The organism is Sphingobacterium sp. ML3W, assembly GCF_000747525.1.
Lineage (GTDB): Bacteria > Bacteroidota > Bacteroidia > Sphingobacteriales > Sphingobacteriaceae > Sphingobacterium.
Map to the genome: position 1 here is coordinate 942,848 of NZ_CP009278.1, position 18,969 is coordinate 961,816.

General features: G+C 36.9%; 15 protein-coding genes. 7 read left to right on the forward strand and 8 right to left on the reverse strand.

The window, feature by feature from the left end:
* Positions 1 to 5: 5 nt before the first annotated feature.
* From KO02_RS04210 to KO02_RS04220, 3 genes are read right to left on the reverse strand one after another with little or no spacing between them, the layout of a single operon-like run.
* On the reverse strand, positions 6 to 518 hold the full coding sequence (locus tag KO02_RS04210) for a shikimate kinase (protein WP_038696101.1): 513 nt from the start codon (positions 516 to 518) through the stop codon (positions 6 to 8).
* Positions 519 to 522: 4 nt separating this feature from the next.
* Positions 523 to 1,710, reverse strand: coding sequence for a BT_3928 family protein (locus KO02_RS04215; protein ID WP_038696103.1), 1,188 nt, complete (start codon positions 1,708 to 1,710; stop codon positions 523 to 525).
* 4 nt (positions 1,711 to 1,714) lie between these two features.
* On the reverse strand, positions 1,715 to 2,260 hold the full coding sequence (locus KO02_RS04220) for a DUF1599 domain-containing protein (protein ID WP_038696105.1): 546 nt from the start codon (positions 2,258 to 2,260) through the stop codon (positions 1,715 to 1,717).
* Between the two features lie 187 nt (positions 2,261 to 2,447).
* Between KO02_RS04220 and KO02_RS04225 the strand changes: the two genes are divergently transcribed.
* From KO02_RS04225 to KO02_RS04250, 6 genes are all read left to right on the forward strand, one after another.
* Positions 2,448 to 3,245, forward strand: a complete 798-nt coding sequence (locus KO02_RS04225; RefSeq protein ID WP_038696107.1) for a HipA family kinase — start codon at positions 2,448 to 2,450, stop codon at positions 3,243 to 3,245.
* Positions 3,223 to 3,606, forward strand: coding sequence for a DUF3037 domain-containing protein (locus KO02_RS04230; protein WP_038696109.1), 384 nt, complete (start codon positions 3,223 to 3,225; stop codon positions 3,604 to 3,606). Before KO02_RS04225 ends, KO02_RS04230 begins: the two co-directional genes overlap by 23 nt.
* Before the next feature lie 68 nt (positions 3,607 to 3,674).
* The gene (locus KO02_RS04235; RefSeq protein WP_400262445.1) at positions 3,675 to 4,484 is read left to right on the forward strand and encodes a serine O-acetyltransferase; all 810 of its coding nucleotides are present in this window, start codon (positions 3,675 to 3,677) and stop codon (positions 4,482 to 4,484) included.
* A 2-nt stretch (positions 4,485 to 4,486) separates the two neighbouring features.
* Complete coding sequence (gene cysM, locus KO02_RS04240; RefSeq protein WP_038696113.1) at positions 4,487 to 5,359, forward strand: cysteine synthase CysM; 873 nt, start codon at positions 4,487 to 4,489, stop codon at positions 5,357 to 5,359.
* Positions 5,360 to 6,137: 778 nt separating this feature from the next.
* Positions 6,138 to 9,359 carry a SusC/RagA family TonB-linked outer membrane protein gene (locus KO02_RS04245; protein ID WP_081918299.1) on the forward strand — a complete coding sequence of 1,074 codons (3,222 nt, stop codon included), beginning with the start codon at positions 6,138 to 6,140 and terminating at the stop codon, positions 9,357 to 9,359.
* A gap of 12 nt (positions 9,360 to 9,371) precedes the next feature.
* Complete coding sequence (locus KO02_RS04250; RefSeq protein ID WP_038696115.1) at positions 9,372 to 11,258, forward strand: RagB/SusD family nutrient uptake outer membrane protein; 1,887 nt, start codon at positions 9,372 to 9,374, stop codon at positions 11,256 to 11,258.
* A 105-nt stretch (positions 11,259 to 11,363) separates the two neighbouring features.
* Here KO02_RS04250 and KO02_RS04255 read toward each other — a convergent pair whose 3' ends face one another.
* From KO02_RS04255 to KO02_RS04265, 3 genes are all read right to left on the reverse strand, one after another.
* Positions 11,364 to 11,654 carry a hypothetical protein gene (locus KO02_RS04255; protein ID WP_051959756.1) on the reverse strand — a complete coding sequence of 97 codons (291 nt, stop codon included), beginning with the start codon at positions 11,652 to 11,654 and terminating at the stop codon, positions 11,364 to 11,366.
* Positions 11,655 to 11,715: 61 nt separating this feature from the next.
* Positions 11,716 to 13,962 (reverse strand): Tex family protein, encoded by a 2,247-nt coding sequence (locus KO02_RS04260; RefSeq protein ID WP_038696117.1) that lies wholly within the window; start codon positions 13,960 to 13,962, stop codon positions 11,716 to 11,718.
* Positions 13,963 to 14,058: 96 nt separating this feature from the next.
* Positions 14,059 to 14,568: a twin-arginine translocase TatA/TatE family subunit gene (locus KO02_RS04265; protein WP_081918300.1), complete on the reverse strand. Its 510-nt coding sequence runs from the start codon at positions 14,566 to 14,568 to the stop codon at positions 14,059 to 14,061.
* 207 nt (positions 14,569 to 14,775) lie between these two features.
* Between KO02_RS04265 and KO02_RS04270 the strand changes: the two genes are divergently transcribed.
* Entirely contained in the window at positions 14,776 to 16,131 is a 1,356-nt protein-coding gene (locus KO02_RS04270) for an MATE family efflux transporter (RefSeq protein ID WP_038696119.1), read from the forward strand.
* 71 nt (positions 16,132 to 16,202) lie between these two features.
* Here the strand turns inward: KO02_RS04270 and KO02_RS04275 are convergent, their stop codons facing one another.
* Together KO02_RS04275 and KO02_RS04280 are read right to left on the reverse strand one after the other, a co-directional pair.
* Entirely contained in the window at positions 16,203 to 17,588 is a 1,386-nt protein-coding gene (locus KO02_RS04275; RefSeq protein WP_038696121.1) for a dihydrolipoamide acetyltransferase family protein, read from the reverse strand.
* A gap of 107 nt (positions 17,589 to 17,695) precedes the next feature.
* Entirely contained in the window at positions 17,696 to 18,958 is a 1,263-nt protein-coding gene (locus KO02_RS04280) for a competence/damage-inducible protein A (RefSeq protein WP_038696123.1), read from the reverse strand.
* Positions 18,959 to 18,969 lie beyond the last annotated feature (11 nt).

The following is an 18,969-nucleotide window of genomic DNA, read 5'->3' on the forward strand; positions in this document are numbered from 1 at the left end:
AAGGATTATGAGTGTTTCTTTAGTAATAAAATGAGCTCTTCAATAGAAGTGTTGATATGGTCAATTGTCAAATGTGCTTGTTTATAAAAAGGTTCTCTTTCTATTAATTTTTCACTAATGAAATGAAACAATTCTTCTTCGGTTTTTCCAATTAATATAGGTCTTTTGTTAGGTTTTGACTGAGATAGACGGTCAAATAGCGACTTAGGTGACATCTCGAGATATACCGTGATACCATTTTCATTCATCCACTGCATATTATCAAAGAAGCATGGCGAACCACCACCTGTGGAAACGATTGCTTCTTGTAGGGCGGTATTTTGTAAGTGTCTGCGTTCTAGTGCCCTGAACTTATCTTCACCGTGTAGTTGAAAATATTCTGTAATGGACATGCCAATTTCTTTAACGATTTCTTCGTCCGTATCAATAAATGGTAATGCTAATTTGCTCGTTAGTTTTTTGGCTAATGTGGTTTTTCCACTTCCCATATAGCCAATTAAGTATATTGGTTTTGGCATGCTATTATTTATCTAAACTTAAGTATCTATTTTCAATTTCTGTCGCATCAGGTAGCGCATTATAATGCCATTTTTGCATCACTGTTCCTGATTTTAATAAGATGATACCTGGATTGGCACGTATCATACTCTTAAGCGGAATTAGATCTGCATAAAATATTTCTGAAATTAACTGTAATTTGTCACTTAGATAATCAGCGTCTTCAGAAGAGCTTGCTGTCAGTAAAACAATGCGAAGATTGTAATCTTGCGTTAGTTTTGTGGCAATCTTATTTACTCTTTCAATCGCTTCTAAATTCGTTTTTGAGAGATCTTTAGCAACAATTATTAGGTTATAATAAGGATTGTTGATTATTTCTTGTGTATGATCATTGCCTTCTGCATCTGTAATCAACAAATCGGTAATGGGTATCTGATATCCTTTTTTTACCAATCTGCTTTGTGGTTCCCCTATTATTTCCCAAGCAGTATCTTCCCAAACTTTCTCAGACATATAGATTTTATCCGTAATTTTTTTAGTCGCTCCAGTTTTCGTATTTTTCATACTGTAGATCTGTTCATATACGTCACCTTCTTTTCCTTCTGGCAAAACCATAAGCGAAGGGATATTATTACCTACCTTGTAAGGTAAAAAGTCAATAAATGGTAAATACATAAAGGTGTAAATTCCAATGGCGAAAGATATGATAGCAGTAATAGTGGCTATAAGAGTACGATTAAAGGGTTCCTTAATGACTGGTGTAATTTGATTTCGATAGACAAATATAATTAATATGAATGCCAGTAACACGAGGTCTTTACCGAAAGATTGCCAAGGTGTTAGTGGGATTGCATCTCCAAAACATCCACAGGAGGTAACGACTTCGAAAAATGCAGAATAGAACGTTAGAAAAGTAAAGAATATAATCAGGAGTAATAATCCCCAGGCGACAAGCTTTTTATAAAAACCTAGTAAAAGCCATAGTCCTAAAATAATTTCTAAAGCACATACCACGATTGCGATGCCGGTGGCATAATCATTTAAAAAATCGGTATGAAATACATGGAAATATTCTTCAAGTTTATATCCAAATCCTGTAGGATCATTTGCTTTAATAAAGCCGGAGAATATAAATAGAAAACCTGTAAATAATCTAGCAAACCACAAAAGATAGTTTGTTTTTTGTGGTTTATGGTTAATGACTTCTGACATAATTTTATTTTGTATTAGCTAATCCCATTTTTATTAATGCAAAAACAGCGTAGTTTAACATATCTTGATAGTTGGCATGGATTCCCTCTGAAGCAATTGTGCTACCATTATTATCTTCAATCTGTTTGACACGGTAAATCTTCATGAGTATCAGGTCAGTTAAAGAAGAAATACGCATATCGCGCCACGCTTCGCCATAGTCATGGTTTTTGGCAAACATGAGGTCGCGCGTTTCGGACACCTTCTCCTTGTATTTTTCATTGACGAATTCAGGACTTAAATTTTCTTCTCCACCCTCACCTAATTCAAGTTGGATCATGCCCATAATACAGTAATTGATGATGCCAATATATTCTTCCAAGATACCTTCGCCTACTTTGGAGACTTTTTTAATCTCTAAGGTGCGGATGCGTTGGGCTTTGATGTAAATTTGATCCGTTATAGAAGGAAGTCGCATAATACGCCACGCTGTTCCATAATCTTTCGTTTTCTTGATAAATAAATCTTGGCAGTGCTCGATAACTGTATTGTATTCCTGAGTCGTATTCATAACTATTTTTTGCGTATTTCACGAGAAAGTGATTGAACTATTGTTACAAATATAATCAGAATTAACCATTTTCATACGTCACAATTATGTCCAATTTGGCTGAATATCGATAATAAAAAATAAAATTGTTGATATTTGATTAAAGGATTTATCGCCTGTGTATGGGTAAATTGTAAAAGGATAACAAATGAGTATTAAAAAACCAGAAATAAGGGAGGTAACGATCACCCGGTATATACAGCCTTTTCGTGAAGGTGGTTCTTTGCCGGCTTTGGTAGATGCTGATGATGGCTTTAATTACGTGATAAAGTTCAGAGGGGCTGGCCAAGGAAGAAAAGCGCTAATTGCAGAGTTGATCGGTGGAGAATTGGCTCGTATTCTAAAACTCAGGATGCCTGAGCTAGTTTTTGCCGATTTGGATGAGTCATTTGGTCGGACAGAACCTGATGAGGAAATTCAAGATTTACTAAAATTTAGTGTTGGTAAAAATCTAGGTGTTCACTTTTTAAATGGCGCTATTACATTTGATGCAAATGTAGACAAGATCGGTGGTGAAGAAGCTTCTCGAATCGTATGGTTGGATGCGCTGTTGATGAATGTGGATCGGACTGTTCGGAATACGAACATGCTAATTTGGCATAAAGAGTTATGGTTAATTGATCATGGTGCTTCTTTATATTTTCATCATAGTTGGGATAATTGGGAAGAACAGGCATTGAAACCTTTTGTTCAGATTAAGGACCATGTGTTATTAAGGTTTGCTGATCAAGTTGGTGCAGTAGACAAATACTACCGTTCACGATTTACAGAGGAGGTTATTCGGGATATTGTAGCTATTGTGCCTGATGAATGGCTGCACGATGAATCTAGGGATTTAACGGCCGCTGAAGCGCGCGATGTTTATGTGTCATTTTTTATGAAGCGGTTATCACATGCTGATTATTTTTTAAACCAAATTGAAGATGCCAGAAAAAACATTATATGAGTATGCTGTGGTACGTTTGGTGCCACGTGTGGAACGGGAAGAATTTATTAATGTTGGCGTAGCACTTTATTGTCGAAAAAATCGTTTTGCAAATGTATTGTTCCATATCGATGAAACACGTGCCCATTTGTTATGTCCGGATGTTGATTTGGAGATGATTCGGAAACACTTGGAATCTTTTGTGAAAATTTGTGTTGGTGACAAAGATGGTGGAAAATTGGCAACACTGGATCTCACCGAACGTTTTCGATGGTTGACTGCAAATCGTAGTACGGTTATTCAATGTTCTCCAGTTCATCCAGGATTATGCAATGATCCAGCAGTAACACTACAGTTACTTTTTGAAAAGTTAGTTTTATAATTGTCTGTTTTGTCTATCATATAAGTATAGTATATTTGTGTTGTCATATTTAAATAGGGATGAAGCCCATGAGTAATTTTTACGAACATATTTATCAAAAACAATTAGAGGTATTTGAGATGCCCTCCAATAAAAAAATTTCGGGTTGGGCAGTTGGTATCCTAGACTTGTTGTTTCCGGAGCGTAATGCTGGAAGTATAAAATCTGTAGAAGGAGTTCAACTTGCTTTTCAACAAGCTGAAATCGAACTGGAACAGTTGTTGAGTAAATCTAAGGCTTGTGAAGCATGCGATCATTATCGAGTTGCCCATAGTTTTTTTCAATCTTTACCCCAACTCTATGAATTGATGTGCTCGGATGCCGATGCTTTGATTTCGGGCGATCCAGCAGCAAAGAATCAGCGGGAAGTAATTAGAACATATCCCGGTTTTTTTGCCGTTAGTATCTTTAGGATAGCAAATAGTCTTTATCGACTTGGAGTCCCCTTAATTCCACGAATTTTAACGGAACACGCACATTCGAAGACAGGTATCGATATTCATCCTGGAGCGACCATTGGACACCATTTGTATATCGATCATGGTACAGGCTTAGTGGTTGGGGAGACTTGCGTTATCGGTAATTATGTAAAACTGTATCAGGGGGTCACACTAGGGGCATTAAGTGTGGAGAAAATCTTATCTGATGTGAAAAGGCACCCTACAATTGAAGATCATACGATTATTTATGCAGGAGCAACGATATTGGGGGGAGAGACTATCGTAGGGCATCATTCAATAATCGGTGGAAATGTTTGGTTGACTAATTCAGTCGAACCCTATACCACCGTTTATCACCAAGCAAATGCTAAATTTATAGATTCCAAACCTTTAATCTAAATATGGGAAATATCATTGATACAATTGGAAATACACCATTGGTTGAAATTACAAAATTCCACGCCAATAAAAAGGTGAAAATTTATGCTAAAATGGAGGGGAATAATCCTGCTGGTAGTGTAAAAGACCGAGCTGCATTGAATATGATTCGATCGGCAATGGAAAGAGGTGAAATTACAAAAAACACCAAATTAATTGAAGCAACAAGTGGTAATACTGGAATTGCATTAGCAATGATTGCTGGAATGTATGGACTGCATTTGGAATTAGTGATGCCAATAACGTCAACCCGGGAACGAACGCTTACCATGGAAGCATTTGGTGCAGAGGTTACTTTATTGGACACCATGGAAATATGTCGTGATTATGCCGAAGAGAAAGCTGCTTCTGAAGGTTATTTTATCTTGAATCAATTTGCTAATCCTGATAATTACCAAGCGCATATTAAGACTACAGGTCCCGAAATTTGGCGTGACACTGAAGGGAAAATTACCCACTTTGTGAGCGCAATGGGTACAACTGGTACCATTATGGGGAATTCCATTTATTTGAAAGATAGAAACCCTGTCATTCAGATTGTGGGTTGTCAACCAACAGCGGAATCTTCAATTCCTGGCATACGTCGTTGGCCAGAAGAGTATTTACCTAAAATATTTGATCCTTCTCGTGTCGACCGTATTATTGATATTTCACAAAAAGAATCTACTGAGATGGCGCGCGCATTAGTCAAAAAAGAAGGTGTTTTTGCTGGGATGAGTACCGGAGGAGCATTTGCTGCTGCCTTAAAAATAGCGAATGAGATTGAAGAGGGTGTGATTGTGTTCATTGCTTGTGATCGCGGTGATCGTTATTTAAGCTCAGACCTATTCGCTTAAATTTACCTTATATTATATTAAAAAAGAGCTGTTCACATATGAATAGCTCTTTTTTTGTGGATAATTTATATGAGATGAATATATCGGCAGTCTATAGTTAAAGATGTAATGCAGGTTATATGCTTGTATTACAATTCGTTTGTTATAAACCGGTTTTGGTTTTCCACAATGTGAATCCATAATGTGGAAAACTGTATAAGTGACTCTGATAGTTATCCACATTAATTATACACTATGTTAATAATTATTTTAAAACATGTATTATATAACTTGTTGTTTATGAGTGAATAATACGTTGTTTTAATGTGTAATTATTTTTTGTGAAATAAGTATTCCACATTTTAAAGAAGAGTATATGTTTATTTAATTTATGCTAAGGTGTAATTTAAGTAACTCGTTAATATTAGGATATAGTAACCATAATACGACTTTCGTTTTTGAATTCTACACAATTTGCAACAGTTATTAACATAAAAATGTTAATAACTGTTATCGTAACCGCTATGATACAATTGATTTAAGTTTCCTTTTAATTATTTAATTGAATATCAAGTAGTTGCTTTATTATTTCTAAGGTTTTATATTTTCTTTTTTAGATTCAGACAATTTCATTTATCTTAGATTGTGTACATAATACAATCTTAGTGTTATGTATACATCACCAATTTAAACCATTGAATCAAAGACATATACAGTCTATTGTTATATAGTATGACCTATTTCGGCTGTCTGTGCTTTTATTTAGTTATCAATTATTTTTAAACCAAACCTAGAAATTATGAGTAATCTTAATTTAAGTCAATGTCATTGGAAAAAGGCTTTTTGGATGGGAGCAATAGTCTCTTTATCTACGATTTGCCAATCTCCGGTGCTTGCAAATGCTAAGGGAGGAACCCTTATGATGTTAGCACAAGAGAAAATCTCTGTTCAGGGTATTGTTACCAACTCTGATGATGGCTCTCCAATAGCTGGAGTGACCGTTTCGGTAATCGGTACCACTATTGCTGCAAAGACTAACCAACAGGGGGAGTATGTGTTAGCAAATGTTCCTAGTAATGGGAAGATAAGTTTCCGTATGGTTGGTATGACATCAACGGATGAAGATGTAAAGGGGAGAACCCGTATCATGGTAAGCTTAGCAAATTCTAATTCAAATTTAGATGAGGTCGTGGTGGTTGGGTATGGCGTTCAGAAAAAAGAAACTGTGACAGGATCCGTTGTTTCTGTAAAAGGTACTGAGCTATCAAAATCACCCGCCTTAAATGTTTCTAACTCGTTAGCAGGACGTGTACCAGGGGTTATTGCTACGAATGGCTCTGCAGAGCCAGGATATGATGGGTCTAGCATTCGTATACGTGGAACCAATACGTTAGGAAACTCAAGTCCTCTTATTGTTATTGATGGAATTCCTGCACGTGAAGGTGGTTTTGAACGCTTAAACCCAGCTGATATTGATAACATCTCTATCTTAAAAGATGCTTCTGCAGCTATTTATGGAGCTCGGGCTGCAAATGGTGTCATCCTTGTTACCACTAAACGAGGAGCAGAGGGAAAACCTAAATTATCTTACAATTTTAATAAAGGATTTTCGCAACCTACTGTTATTCCAAAGCTGGCAGATGCAGCTGAATATGCTGAAATGCGAAATGAGTTGGAGATCTATAAACTCAATGTTTCAGAATGGGCTGATGCACAAAATGCATTTAATACAACAGGGAACTATATCCGACCGGATAAAACGACTATTTCTGCACCTTTTACACCAGAGGATATCCGACTCTTAAAAGATGGAAGTGATCCATGGGGGCATCCAAATACAGATTGGTATGGTGAGACCTTAAAAGATTGGTCACCTCAAGAAAAGCATAATCTGCAGATCTCAGGTGGTAACGAGAATGTTAAATATTTAACTTCAATTGGGTATCAAAATCAAGATGCTTTTTATAAAAAATCAGCAACAGGTTACAAGCAATATGATCTGAGAATTAATTTGGATGCAAAAATCAGCAAATACATTACCACCAAATTTGGAGTCTTAGGGCGTCAGGAAAATCGTAGTTTCCCAACTAAGTCGTCAGGAACTATCTTTAGAATGTTAATGCGCGGGAATCCGACTGAACCTGCTTACTGGCCAAATGGTAAGCCTGGACCGGATATCGAGTACGGTGAAAATCCAGTTGTAATTACGACTAATGAGACTGGTTATGAGCGCGATAAGCGATATTACTTTCAAACTAATGGTCAAATCGATATCACGATTCCATGGGTTGAAGGACTTAAGTTTTCTGGAAATGCAGCGGTCGACAAGTATATAAAAAAGATCAAACGTTGGGAAACACCTTGGTACCTTTATACTTGGCAAGGTGCCTATGAGGCCGATGGAGTGACTCCACAATTAGTTCCTGGTAAACGTGGACCTGCGGACCCAAGACTTAATCAATCTGATGAAGATCAGCTAAATATTTTATTGGGCGGTGTGCTGACTTATGATAAAGTTATTGGTGACCATACTTTTAACGTATTGGCAGGGGTGAACAGAGAAACCATTCAAAATGATAATTTTTCAGCATATCGTAGGTATTTCTTATCCGATAATATTGATTATCTATTTGCTGGTGGGGATGTGGAAAAGAATAATGATGGTTCTGCTTGGGAGCGTGCCAGATTAAATTATTTTGGTCGTTTTAATTACAATTATAAATCTAAGTATATCGCAGAATTACTATGGCGGTATGACGGTTCGTATATGTTCCCAGAAAATACACGTTATGGATTTTTTCCTGGAGCAATGTTAGGTTGGGTAGCTTCAGAAGAAACATTTTGGAAAGACAATATAAAAGCAATTAATTATTTCAAAGTTCGAGCATCATATGGTCAGATGGGAAATGATAACGTAGAGTATGATGATGTACTTAAAGAATATCAATATTTTTCTACTTATGGTTTTGGATCTTATGTGATTGGTGATGAAGTTGTAAAAACGCTTTCAGAGAGTCGCGTGCCTAATAAATTTATTACTTGGGAGGTATCTAATAATTACAACTTCGGAATTGACGCACAATTTCTTGGTGGTAAAATAAATTTTGAATTTGATGTCTTTAAAAATAGTAGAAATTCTATTCTGTGGTTAAGAAATGCTTCGATACCACAAAGTACAGGTATGAAATTGCCAGCTGAAAATATTGGGAAGGTTGATAATAAAGGTTGGGAGTTTAATTTAGGATATCGCGATCAAAAAGGAGATTGGGGTTACAGTGCTTCCATTAATGGAGGTTATGCTAAAAATAAAATTATCTTTTGGGATGAAGCTCCTGGAGCCCCAGATTGGCAAAAATCAACAGGTCGTGTAATAAATTCTCAACTGTATTATCAATATGATGGCATATTTAAGAACCAAGCGGAAATTGATGCCAATACCCTCGATTATTCCGATATTAATAAAAACCTCAGACCTGGGGATATGAAATACAAGGATTATGACGGTGATGGTAAAATTACAGGTGATGATCGTGTACGGTCAGATAAAAATTCAAGTCCTACATTTCAAGGAGGTTTGAATCTGGGACTTCGTTATAAGAATTTTGATTTATCCGTATTATTTCAAGGAGCTACAGGAGGCGAGGTTAGGGTCGGTACAGATGAATCTGGTGCAATTGGAAACTACCTACATGAGTTTTACGAAAATAGATGGACTATAGATAATCCGAGTAGTATACACCCACGTATTGCAGACCGATCAGATCAGTACTATTCTAGTGGTAACTCTTATTGGATGCATTCTAATAATTATCTCCGTTTAAAAAATGTGGAGATTGGTTATAATTTAAGTTCAAAACTTACGGAACGCTTAGGTATTTCAAGTTTTAGAGTCTATGCAAGTGGTATGAACTTATTGACCTGGTCTAAATTGAAAATGTACGATCCTGAATCGACGAATGCTATAGGACAATATTATCCGCAAGCACGATTAATCAACACGGGCATACTTTTATCTTTCTAATTCGCTATTATTATGAAAACAATAAAATTATTTTATATACCTATTTCGGCATTATTATTTACGGGCTTATTTACAAGCTGTAATGATGATTTTGTAAATACGAAGCCTCTTAACGAAGCACCTAAAGAATTGGTCTGGGCAGATGCAGGATTAGCACAGGCATTTGTAAATGATTTGTATAATGGGTTTGGACAAGGAGGTTTTAATGAACAAATGTTAGCCTCTTTATCTGACGAGTCTATGTTTACACACCCGGGAAGAGGAATCAACACGATTACAGAAAGTAGGTCAACGCCAACAGATCAGGGCTGGATTGTAGATTCTTACGAGTATGGAAATATGTACAAGTATATTCGAGCTGCAAATACAGCTATTGAGAATTTAAAAGAGCCTAAGTTTAGTAATGCAACGCAGGCTAAGCAAATGTTGGGAGAAGCTTATTTCTTAAGAGCCTATTATTATCAACAATTGTTACGTTTTTATGGAGCAATTCCACTGATTACAAAAATTTATTTGTTAGAAGATACGGATTTCACAGCTGCACGAAATACTTATGAAGAATGTGTAGATTTTATCGTAAAAGATTGTGACGAGGCAGCAGCGCTGTTGCAAGATGCGGTTAAGGTTGAAGGGCGCACAAGCCAAGCGGCGGCGCAAGCATTAAAAGCGCGCGTATTAACCTATGCTGCATCTGACCTCCATGATGTACCCACAGCAAAAGGAAAGTCTCCAACCATTGCTGCATATGGTAATTCGGAGTATCTAGGCTATGTTTCTGGTAGCCGTGTGGAGAGATGGCAAAAAGCTAAAGCTGCGGCAAAAGTCGTATTAGATCAAACCGCTTTGGCTTATAAACTAGATTTATTAGATAGCGTAACGGCAGCAGAAGGAAAGGCAAACTACATTGCTTTAGCTATGGGAGGAAAGTCAAAGGTGAGTGAAATTGATGCTAAACGCGATTTAATTCTCGGTCGCTTTTTTAATGATTTAAAAGATGAAGGTGGCGCTTATGTAGGACGAAATAATGGTCCTAATGGCTACCATAACTGGTCCGGTAACACCCCAACACAACTTTTAGTTGATGATTACGAGATGTTGTCAGGTGAGAAATTTGATTGGAATAAGCCATCACACTCCTCGAATATTTATGCCAATCGTGATCCAAGATTAAGTGCTTCCATCCTCTATGATGGTGCAAATTGGAAACCTAGGACTGATGACGTGAAGGAAAGAGATCCTGCAAATCAAATCCAAACAGGACAGTATGAAGTGTTAAATGAGAAGGGGGGTAAAGTGATTCAATATGGATTGGATACCCGTAATTCTCCGGTGGAAGATTGGAATGGTAGTTATATGGGCTATTATATGCGCAAGTTTGTTGATGGGGATCCCACGATCATAGATCAAAACTCTAGACAGCGTATACCGTGGCCAATACTTCGTTATACGGAGGTCGTGCTCAATTATGTAGAGGCTTGTATTGAATTGGGAGAAAATGATGAAGCACGCAATTGGCTCAATAAAATACGCTTCAGAGCAGGTATGCCAGCTATTCCTAAGACGGAATCGGGACAAGATTTAAAAGCGAGATACCGTAATGAAAGACGTGTAGAATTAGCGTATGAAGAACATCGCTTTTTTGATACCCGTCGTTGGATGATAGCGAAAGAAACGGTCGGAAGACCAGTGACTTATATTAGTGTCTTTGGGTCTTTAAATACAGGGAAAAAAGTAAGTCTTTATCAATACAATACAGGTAATTACACCTATTCATATAAGGTGAATACCATAGCTCCAGGTATTGAAAATAGAAACTGGCTTGATAAAATGTATTTTATTTCTATTCATCGTGATGAAATCAATAGAAACAACAAATTAGTTCAAAATCCAGGATATTAATTTCAAAATCAGGCTATATAGCTAAAGGGGGTATTTCAAATTATAGGTAAAGTTCTCAATGTATGGATTTGCTTAAATATTTGAAGTTCCCCCTTTTTATTGATGTTAGTAGAGGTAAGTGCGGACCAATTGTTCCCATTCTTCATCTAAGGAACCTTTAAATTCAGTTTTTTTTGCACGGTTATACCAATATTGTGCATTCCATAGGTCTTTTTCTTTACGATGGAGGTATGCATGAATATGTGCAGATTTAGAATCCTGTAGATGATCGATAAGATCATGGGCTTTTTGCCAATCTCCTTTTTTATCCCACCATAAGGATTCTAACCATACCGATAGCTCAGCAGGAGGGAGAGCCATAGCTGTAGAGGATGAAAATTTTTCGAATGTTAACATGATTCTAAAATAATTAATTTTGCCATAAAAAAGGGTGATTATTTAATAATCACCCTTTTGTTTATTTAAATTTACTTGCCAGTGCAGCCAATTTAGAGGCCATATCTGTTACTGGTTCTTTTTCTTTCTTATCTTTATTGTTGAAGTTCTTCATTTCCCTTTTAGGTTTTGGGGATGAGGGAACTTCGTTAGTCTTCATGGAAAGACCTATGCGATTTCTTTTTTCGTCGATTTCAGTCACTGTAACTTCCACATGTTGCTGTACTTTTACGACCTCATGTGGGTCTGAAATAAAACGATTTGACAGTTGACTTAAGTGTACAAGACCATCTTGGTGAACACCAATGTCAACAAAAGCACCAAAATTGGTGATATTGGTAATTATGCCTGGCAATTTCATTCCCACTCGCAGGTCTGAAACAGCATTTACCCCATCTGTAAAGGAAAAGGTTTCGAATTTTTCACGCGGATCCAATCCAGGCTTCGCCAATTCAGCGATGATGTCATTGAGAGTCGGAAGACCAACTTCATCTGTGATGTAGTTTTTTAAAGGTATCGTTTTTCTTAACTCTGAATCTTTCAATAAGTCTTGGACACTGGTTGCTAAATCCTTTGCCATTTGTTCGACCAATTTATAGCGTTCAGGATGTACTGCTGAAGCGTCTAGTGGATTTTCAGCATTTCGGATTCTTAAAAAACCTGCTGCCTGCTCAAATGCTTTTTCTCCTAAACGAGGAACCTTTTTCAATTCACGACGTGACTTAAATGGACCATTTTCCTTTCTATAGTTGATAATGGATTGTGCCAAAGCAGGACCTAAACCAGATACATAAGCTAGGATTTGTTTTGAAGCTGTATTCAACTCAACACCAACATTGTTGACACAACTCATGACCGTGTCGTCAAGAGATGTTTGCAGTTTGTTTTGATCTACATCATGTTGATATTGTCCAACACCTATTGATTTTGCATCGATTTTAACTAATTCTGCAAGGGGATCCATCAATCGTCTCCCTATTGAAACAGCGCCGTGGACTGTGATGTCTTGATCGGGAAATTCTTCTCTTGCAGTTTCTGAAGCAGAGTAAATGGATGCACCGCTCTCGTTGACCATGACGATAGTGGCATGCTCTAAATTAAGTTTACGAATAAACTCTTCTGTCTCTCGACCTGCAGTTCCATTACCAATGGCAATAGCCTCGATATCGTATTTTTTTACTAAAAAAGGAATCGTTCGTGTTGCCTCTGCTAGACCTCCAGAACCACTGTGTGGAAAGATCGCCGTATTTTCTAATAATGCACCCTGTTGATCTAATACTACAGTTTTGCAGCCTGTTCTAAAGCCCGGGTCGATTGCTAAGATTCGTTTTTGTCCTAAGGGAGCAGCAAGAAGTAATTGGCGTACATTATCAGCAAATACTTTAATCGCTTCTTCGTCTGCTTTCTGACGTGTTAAGACCCGGACTTCCGTTTCCATGGAAGGTTTTAATAAACGTTTATAGCTATCTAATAATGCTAAACGAACCTGTGTAGCGGCATCATTTTTCGCTACTATATATACCTGTTCAATAGCAGGGATAACCAATTCTTCCGAAACTTCAATATCTAAGTAAAGGAGTTCTTCTTTTTCCCCACGACGCATCGCTAATACGCGATGAGATGGCGCACTTCTAAGTGATTCGGACCATTCGTAATAATCTTTATATTTTATTGCTGCTTCCTCTTTACCTGGAACTACGCGCGATACGAATTGACCTTTTTCTAAGAATACCTTACGTGTCTTATCTCTTACTTCTGCATTTTCAGCGATCGTTTCAGCAATAATATCTCTTGCTCCTGAAAGTGCTTCTTCCACTGATTTCACGCCCTTTTCTTCATCTACTAGATCGTTTGCTAACGTATTAAAATCTGTAGACTTTTGTGCTAATAAAATGTCGGCAAGCGGTTGAAGGCCTTTTTCACGCGCAATGCTAGCACGTGTTTTACGTTTTGGCTTATACGGAAGATAAACATCTTCCAAATTTGCCATTGTCTCCACCGTTTGAATTTTAAGTTCCAGCTCTGCAGTTAGTTTTCCTTGTTCTGAAATGGATTTTAAAATAGCATCCTTCCTTTTTAGCAAGTCGCGTAATTGCTGCATACGATCGCGAATCGTTGTAATTTGTACCTCATCCAAACTACCAGTCATCTCTTTTCTATAGCGAGAGATGAAAGGGACGGTAGCACCTTCGTCTAATAACGCAATCGTTGTCCGTACCTGTTTTTCGCTTATTGCTAATTCCTTCGAGACTATAATTTCATGTGCCATAAATAGGGAATGTAATATGTATTAAAATAGAAAGCTGTTGGAGATAATCCAACAGCTTTATTCGACAATATCTTATTGATAATACTCGCTTTAAATCTATGCTTCTTTAGAAGGTTCCGAAGGATTCTTAGCTATATCTGGAGTTGTTTTTTCTACAGAAGTTGTTGGGTTTTCTTCTGAGGATGTAGTTTGCTCTTTTTCAGCAAAATGATCGGAATAACCATACTGAAAATGATTAGGTTCTTCGCCATATTCAGGCTGACGATTATATTGCATCGTACCTTCAGGCGCTGTTAACTGTGGAGTCTTTTTTTCTGATTCCTCCGTGTTTTCAGCTTCTTCTTTTACCTTTTGCTCTGCAGCTTGTGCTTCTGCTAAAGGATTTTCCTCAATTTTTAAATCTATATCTTTTTCGAAATTATTAATTTGATCTGAGATTTCTCTTTTAATGCCTTCTGAGGCATCCTTAAATTCTCTTATCCCACGACCTAGGCCTCGGGCTAATTCTGGAAGCTTTTTACCACCAAATAATAAAAGAGCGATTACCAAAATCAACATCATTTCTGATGTTCCTATGTTAAGAAATGCAAATATTTGACTGTACATCTTACTATCTTTTTAATAAATTATAAATGCTAAGTTACAGCAATATTTTAAAAATGAAATAGTGTTTCAAGAAATATTAACAATTCGATTGTAAAAATCTTGTAGGCAAATTTGATAATTTCATTTTGGTTTATTGATAGATAAGAAATGTAAGATTGATAAAAATCTCGTACTTTTGCAATCTTTTCTAATTAAGTAGCAGGAAATATGTTGAAGCGATTAAAATCTTATAAGCCTTATTATTGGAGTACATTTATATTGGCTGGGCCAGTTGTAATTTCTCAACTTGGACACACTATGGTTCATATGGCTGATAGTGTTATTGTCGGTCACTTTGCTGGCACCATCCCTTTAGCTGCGGTATCATTGGTCAATTCGGTCTTTATGATTGTCATGGTTATTGGTTTAGGAATTGCTTATGGGATCACACCCTTGATTGCGCAAGAGAATGGACGGGGTAATAAAGAGGAGTGTGCTAAATTATTGTCCAATAGTATTTGGATTAATGCGCTGGCAGGCATTCTTTTATTTTGTCTTGTATATTTTGGATCCATGTTAGCTATTGATCATTTAGATCAAGATCCAGCAGTTGTGAAGGAAGCAAAACCTTATTTGCTTATTTTAAGCCTCTCTATTGTTCCATTAATGATTTTCAGTGCCTTTAAACAATTTGCTGAGGGTCTGGGTTTTACAAAGCAAGCCATGAATATTACCATTTGGGGTAATCTGCTGAATATCATTTTGGCTATTATTTTTGTCAATGGGATGTTTGGTATAAAGCCAATGGGTGTAAGTGGAGTTGGATATAGTACTTTAATCGATCGTGTCATGATGATGGTAGTCATGTTATTTTATGTGATGAGATCTTCTTATTTTAAGCCCTATATCAGTAAGTTTAGTATATGGGCCGTGGATACCATTCGTGTCGGTAAAATACTAAAGATAGGTACACCAGTGGCTATGCAATATGTTTTTGAAATTGGTGCATTTGCTGGTGCTGCACTTATAGCTGGGACTATTGGGGCTGTTGAACAGGCCTCGCATCAAGTTGCGATTCAACTCGCAGCGATGACTTATATGATGGCAAGTGGTATTGCAGCAGCTGCAACCATTAAAACTGGAAATAGTTTTGGTAATAAAAATTATTTCCGTTTGCAGCGTTTCGCGATTTCATCTTATCAATTGGTTTTGGTATTTATGCTGTTAACAGCCTCTATTTTTGCAATTTTCAACAATTACTTACCTTTTATTTTCACTAAGGATATGGCAGTTGTCACCATTGCTTCACATTTATTAATTATAGCGGGTTTGTTTCAACTTTTTGATGGAACGCAGGTAGTCGGACTTGGTGTATTAAGAGGAATGGGGGATGTAAATATCCCAACACTTATTACTTTTATAGCCTATTGGGTAATTGGATTGCCAAGTGGATATTTTATGGGGGTACATTTAAGAATGGGGGTAGAAGGAATCTGGTATGGCTTAACCTTAGGGTTATTGACATCATCCGTTTTACTATATTGGCGCTATAGAATTGTTATTCAAAAGCATTTAAACTCATAGTACAATTGTTTTTCGGCATAAAAAAGCCTTCTTTGAATGTTCAAAGAAGGCTTTTTATGCGATAGCGCACTTTATATTTCTCGATTGATATCCCAATTTTCTAAATAATCGGCCACGCGTTTCAAAAATGTACCTCCTAAAGCTCCATCTATAACCCGATGGTCATAAGATAGGGAAAGGTACATCATTTGCCTGATACCAATCAGATCACCATGCTCTGTTTCTATGACAGCAGGTTTCTTCTTAATCGAACCGACTGCTAGGATGGCAGCTTGTGGTTGGTTAATGATCGGAGTCCCCATAATATTACCAAAAGCACCAATATTTGTGAAGGTAAATGTTCCTCCTTGTGTATCATCTGGTTTTAATTTGTTTGAACGGGAACGGTTAGCAAGGTCATTGACCGACTTACTAAGTCCTACTAGACTCAACTGATCAGCATTTTTTATGACGGGAACGATTAAATTTCCGTTTGGTAATGCTGCAGCCATTCCGATATTGATGTTTTTCTTTTTGATAATATGATTTCCATCTACGGAAATGTTAACCATTGGAAAATCTTTTAATGCCTTGGCAATTGCCTCAATAAAGATAGGAGTGAAGGTAATGTTTTCACCATCTCTCTTTTTGTAAATTTCCTTAGCTTTAGTACGCCAAGTGACCAAATTTGTGACATCAGCCTCTACGAATGAGCATACATGTGGCGAAGTTTGAACACTTTTTACCATGTGATCCGCTATGATTTTGCGCATCCTATCCATCTCGATGATTTCATCGCCACCAGAATTTATGGTATGAGCTGTTTCTGTAGTTGTTTTACAACATTTAACTTTTTCGGCACTAGGTACAGAAACTGCTGGAGTAGTATGTGGCGTATTTGGGCTTGTATGAACGATTTGTCCACCCTTACTCGCTACATACTTTAAAATATCTTCTTTTGTGACACGGCCTTCCGAGCCAGTACCTATAACCTGATCTAGTTCTTGTTGGCTCAAACCTTCATGAGCAGCTATATTTTTAACTAACGGAGAATAGAACCTGATTCCATTATGGAGGTTGGGTTGTTGACTTTGAATAGTAGGCTGAATTTGATTCAATCCAGGTATTTCAATTCCTTTATCTTCAAGTTGTACCTCCGTTGAAACGATCTCTAATTTCTCAACAATTTGATCTTGGGGTTGTTTCGAACTTGATTGAGGTATTTCATTTTCCCCATTTTCAATTTCGATAATAGCGATTATATCACCTACTTGTGCAACTTGGTCAACTGAAAAAAGTTGTTCCTTTAATATTCCTTTTACTGGAGAAGGCACATCAGAGTCTACTTTATCTGTTGCGATTTCTAAAACTGCTTCATCTTCACTAATGGTATCACCTGGTTGTTTTAACCATTTCGTTACAGTAGCTTCAGATACACTTTCCCCCATTTTAGGAAGTAATAATTTATATAATGCCATAATAATTCAACTGCAATCCTTTTAAACACTAAGTTAGTTATTTTAAGGTTTATATTTTACAAAGTAAAATATAATTTTTGATAAATCAACTTTTACGGAATAATATTTTAAAAACTGATACCTATTTGATGTTCTTTGACAAGAAGTTGCCAAAGCATAAAAAGCGCTAACTGTTTCGTCCGTTCAATATTTGTGGCTCGGTCATTTTGAAATTGAAATTTTTTAGTTACTGTTTCCTGTTCACCTGCAATTGCAATCCAAACAGTACCGACAGGCTTTTCTGTTGTTCCACCGCCTGGACCTGCAATACCGCTTGTAGCAATAGCATAGTTGGTTTCAAATCTACTTTTGGAGCCTTCAGCCATTTCAATTACTGTTTGTTCACTTACGGCACCAAATTGAGCTAAAGTCTCTGCTTGAACACCTAATAACTCTTGTTTTAGTTTGTTCGAATAGGGGACGGTTCCACCTACATACATTTCACTGCAACCAGCTACAGCTGTTATTAGGGCAGCAAGACTACCACCAGTACAACTTTCTGCGGTTGTCAATGTTAATTTTAGATGGATGAATTTTTTAATCAAAAAATTCTCTATTGATGTATCATAATCCGCGATAACATGACCAGTTAGTCTGTCTATTAGCTTTTGGGCATAACGCTTCGTATTGTTTTCAATCTCCTCTTTATTGCTTCCGCTACCCGATAGTCGTAATCGAACGAATGCTAGTGTTGGAAGATAAGCCAATTTTATAAATGCCGGTAATTCGGATTCGATATCGGCTATTTTTTCGGCAAGATATGATTCTCCGATTCCTCCTATGATAATATTTTCTTGAGAAAGGAAAGTGTTATTATTTTGGTTTGAAAATAGGGGTAATATTTGTGTGCCCATTAAGTGTTTCATTTCAAAAGGGACACCAGGCATAAAGATATAAGTAGTTTTCTCTTTTTCAATTAACATCCCTGGTGCTGTACCATATTGGTTGAATAGTACTTTGCATCCATCTAAAACATCTGCTTGCTGCTTGTTTATATCAAGCATCTTTTTTCCGCGTTGTTCGAATAATTGCGTTACATGATGAAGGACTGTTTGATCTCTTCGGAGGTGGGTATTGAAGTATTTTGCAGCAGTCTGTTTTGTAATATCGTCATTTGTGGGACCTAATCCACCAGTTATAAATACCAGGTCAACTTGATTATGACTTTCGGATAATGCTGCTAAAATTTCACCTTCTTTGTCGGATATAGAACGGATTTGTGATACCGAAATGTGGTTGTTTTGGAGTTGGGATGCTATCCAAGCTGAATTGGTATCTACAATTTGACCAATTAGGATCTCATCTCCTATAGTGATGATGTGCGCTTTCATAGATATGTTTA

What these genes read in the sequence shown, in the direction of transcription:
- cysM (WP_038696113.1), top strand. Translation starts at nt 4,487, where the DNA reads ATGGGAAATATCATTGATACAATTGGAAATACACCATTGGTTGAAATT.
- KO02_RS04275 (WP_038696121.1), bottom strand. Translation starts at nt 17,588, where the DNA reads ATGGCATTATATAAATTATTACTTCCTAAAATGGGGGAAAGTGTATCT.
- KO02_RS04245 (WP_081918299.1), top strand. Translation starts at nt 6,138, where the DNA reads ATGAGTAATCTTAATTTAAGTCAATGTCATTGGAAAAAGGCTTTTTGG.
- KO02_RS04250 (WP_038696115.1), top strand. Translation starts at nt 9,372, where the DNA reads ATGAAAACAATAAAATTATTTTATATACCTATTTCGGCATTATTATTT.
- KO02_RS04235 (WP_400262445.1), top strand. Translation starts at nt 3,675, where the DNA reads ATGAGTAATTTTTACGAACATATTTATCAAAAACAATTAGAGGTATTT.
- KO02_RS04225 (WP_038696107.1), top strand. Translation starts at nt 2,448, where the DNA reads ATGAGTATTAAAAAACCAGAAATAAGGGAGGTAACGATCACCCGGTAT.
- KO02_RS04280 (WP_038696123.1), bottom strand. Translation starts at nt 18,958, where the DNA reads ATGAAAGCGCACATCATCACTATAGGAGATGAGATCCTAATTGGTCAA.
- KO02_RS04260 (WP_038696117.1), bottom strand. Translation starts at nt 13,962, where the DNA reads ATGGCACATGAAATTATAGTCTCGAAGGAATTAGCAATAAGCGAAAAA.
- KO02_RS04265 (WP_081918300.1), bottom strand. Translation starts at nt 14,568, where the DNA reads ATGTACAGTCAAATATTTGCATTTCTTAACATAGGAACATCAGAAATG.
- KO02_RS04220 (WP_038696105.1), bottom strand. Translation starts at nt 2,260, where the DNA reads ATGAATACGACTCAGGAATACAATACAGTTATCGAGCACTGCCAAGAT.
- KO02_RS04270 (WP_038696119.1), top strand. Translation starts at nt 14,776, where the DNA reads ATGTTGAAGCGATTAAAATCTTATAAGCCTTATTATTGGAGTACATTT.
- KO02_RS04215 (WP_038696103.1), bottom strand. Translation starts at nt 1,710, where the DNA reads ATGTCAGAAGTCATTAACCATAAACCACAAAAAACAAACTATCTTTTG.
- KO02_RS04210 (WP_038696101.1), bottom strand. Translation starts at nt 518, where the DNA reads ATGCCAAAACCAATATACTTAATTGGCTATATGGGAAGTGGAAAAACC.
- KO02_RS04230 (WP_038696109.1), top strand. Translation starts at nt 3,223, where the DNA reads ATGCCAGAAAAAACATTATATGAGTATGCTGTGGTACGTTTGGTGCCA.
- KO02_RS04255 (WP_051959756.1), bottom strand. Translation starts at nt 11,654, where the DNA reads ATGTTAACATTCGAAAAATTTTCATCCTCTACAGCTATGGCTCTCCCT.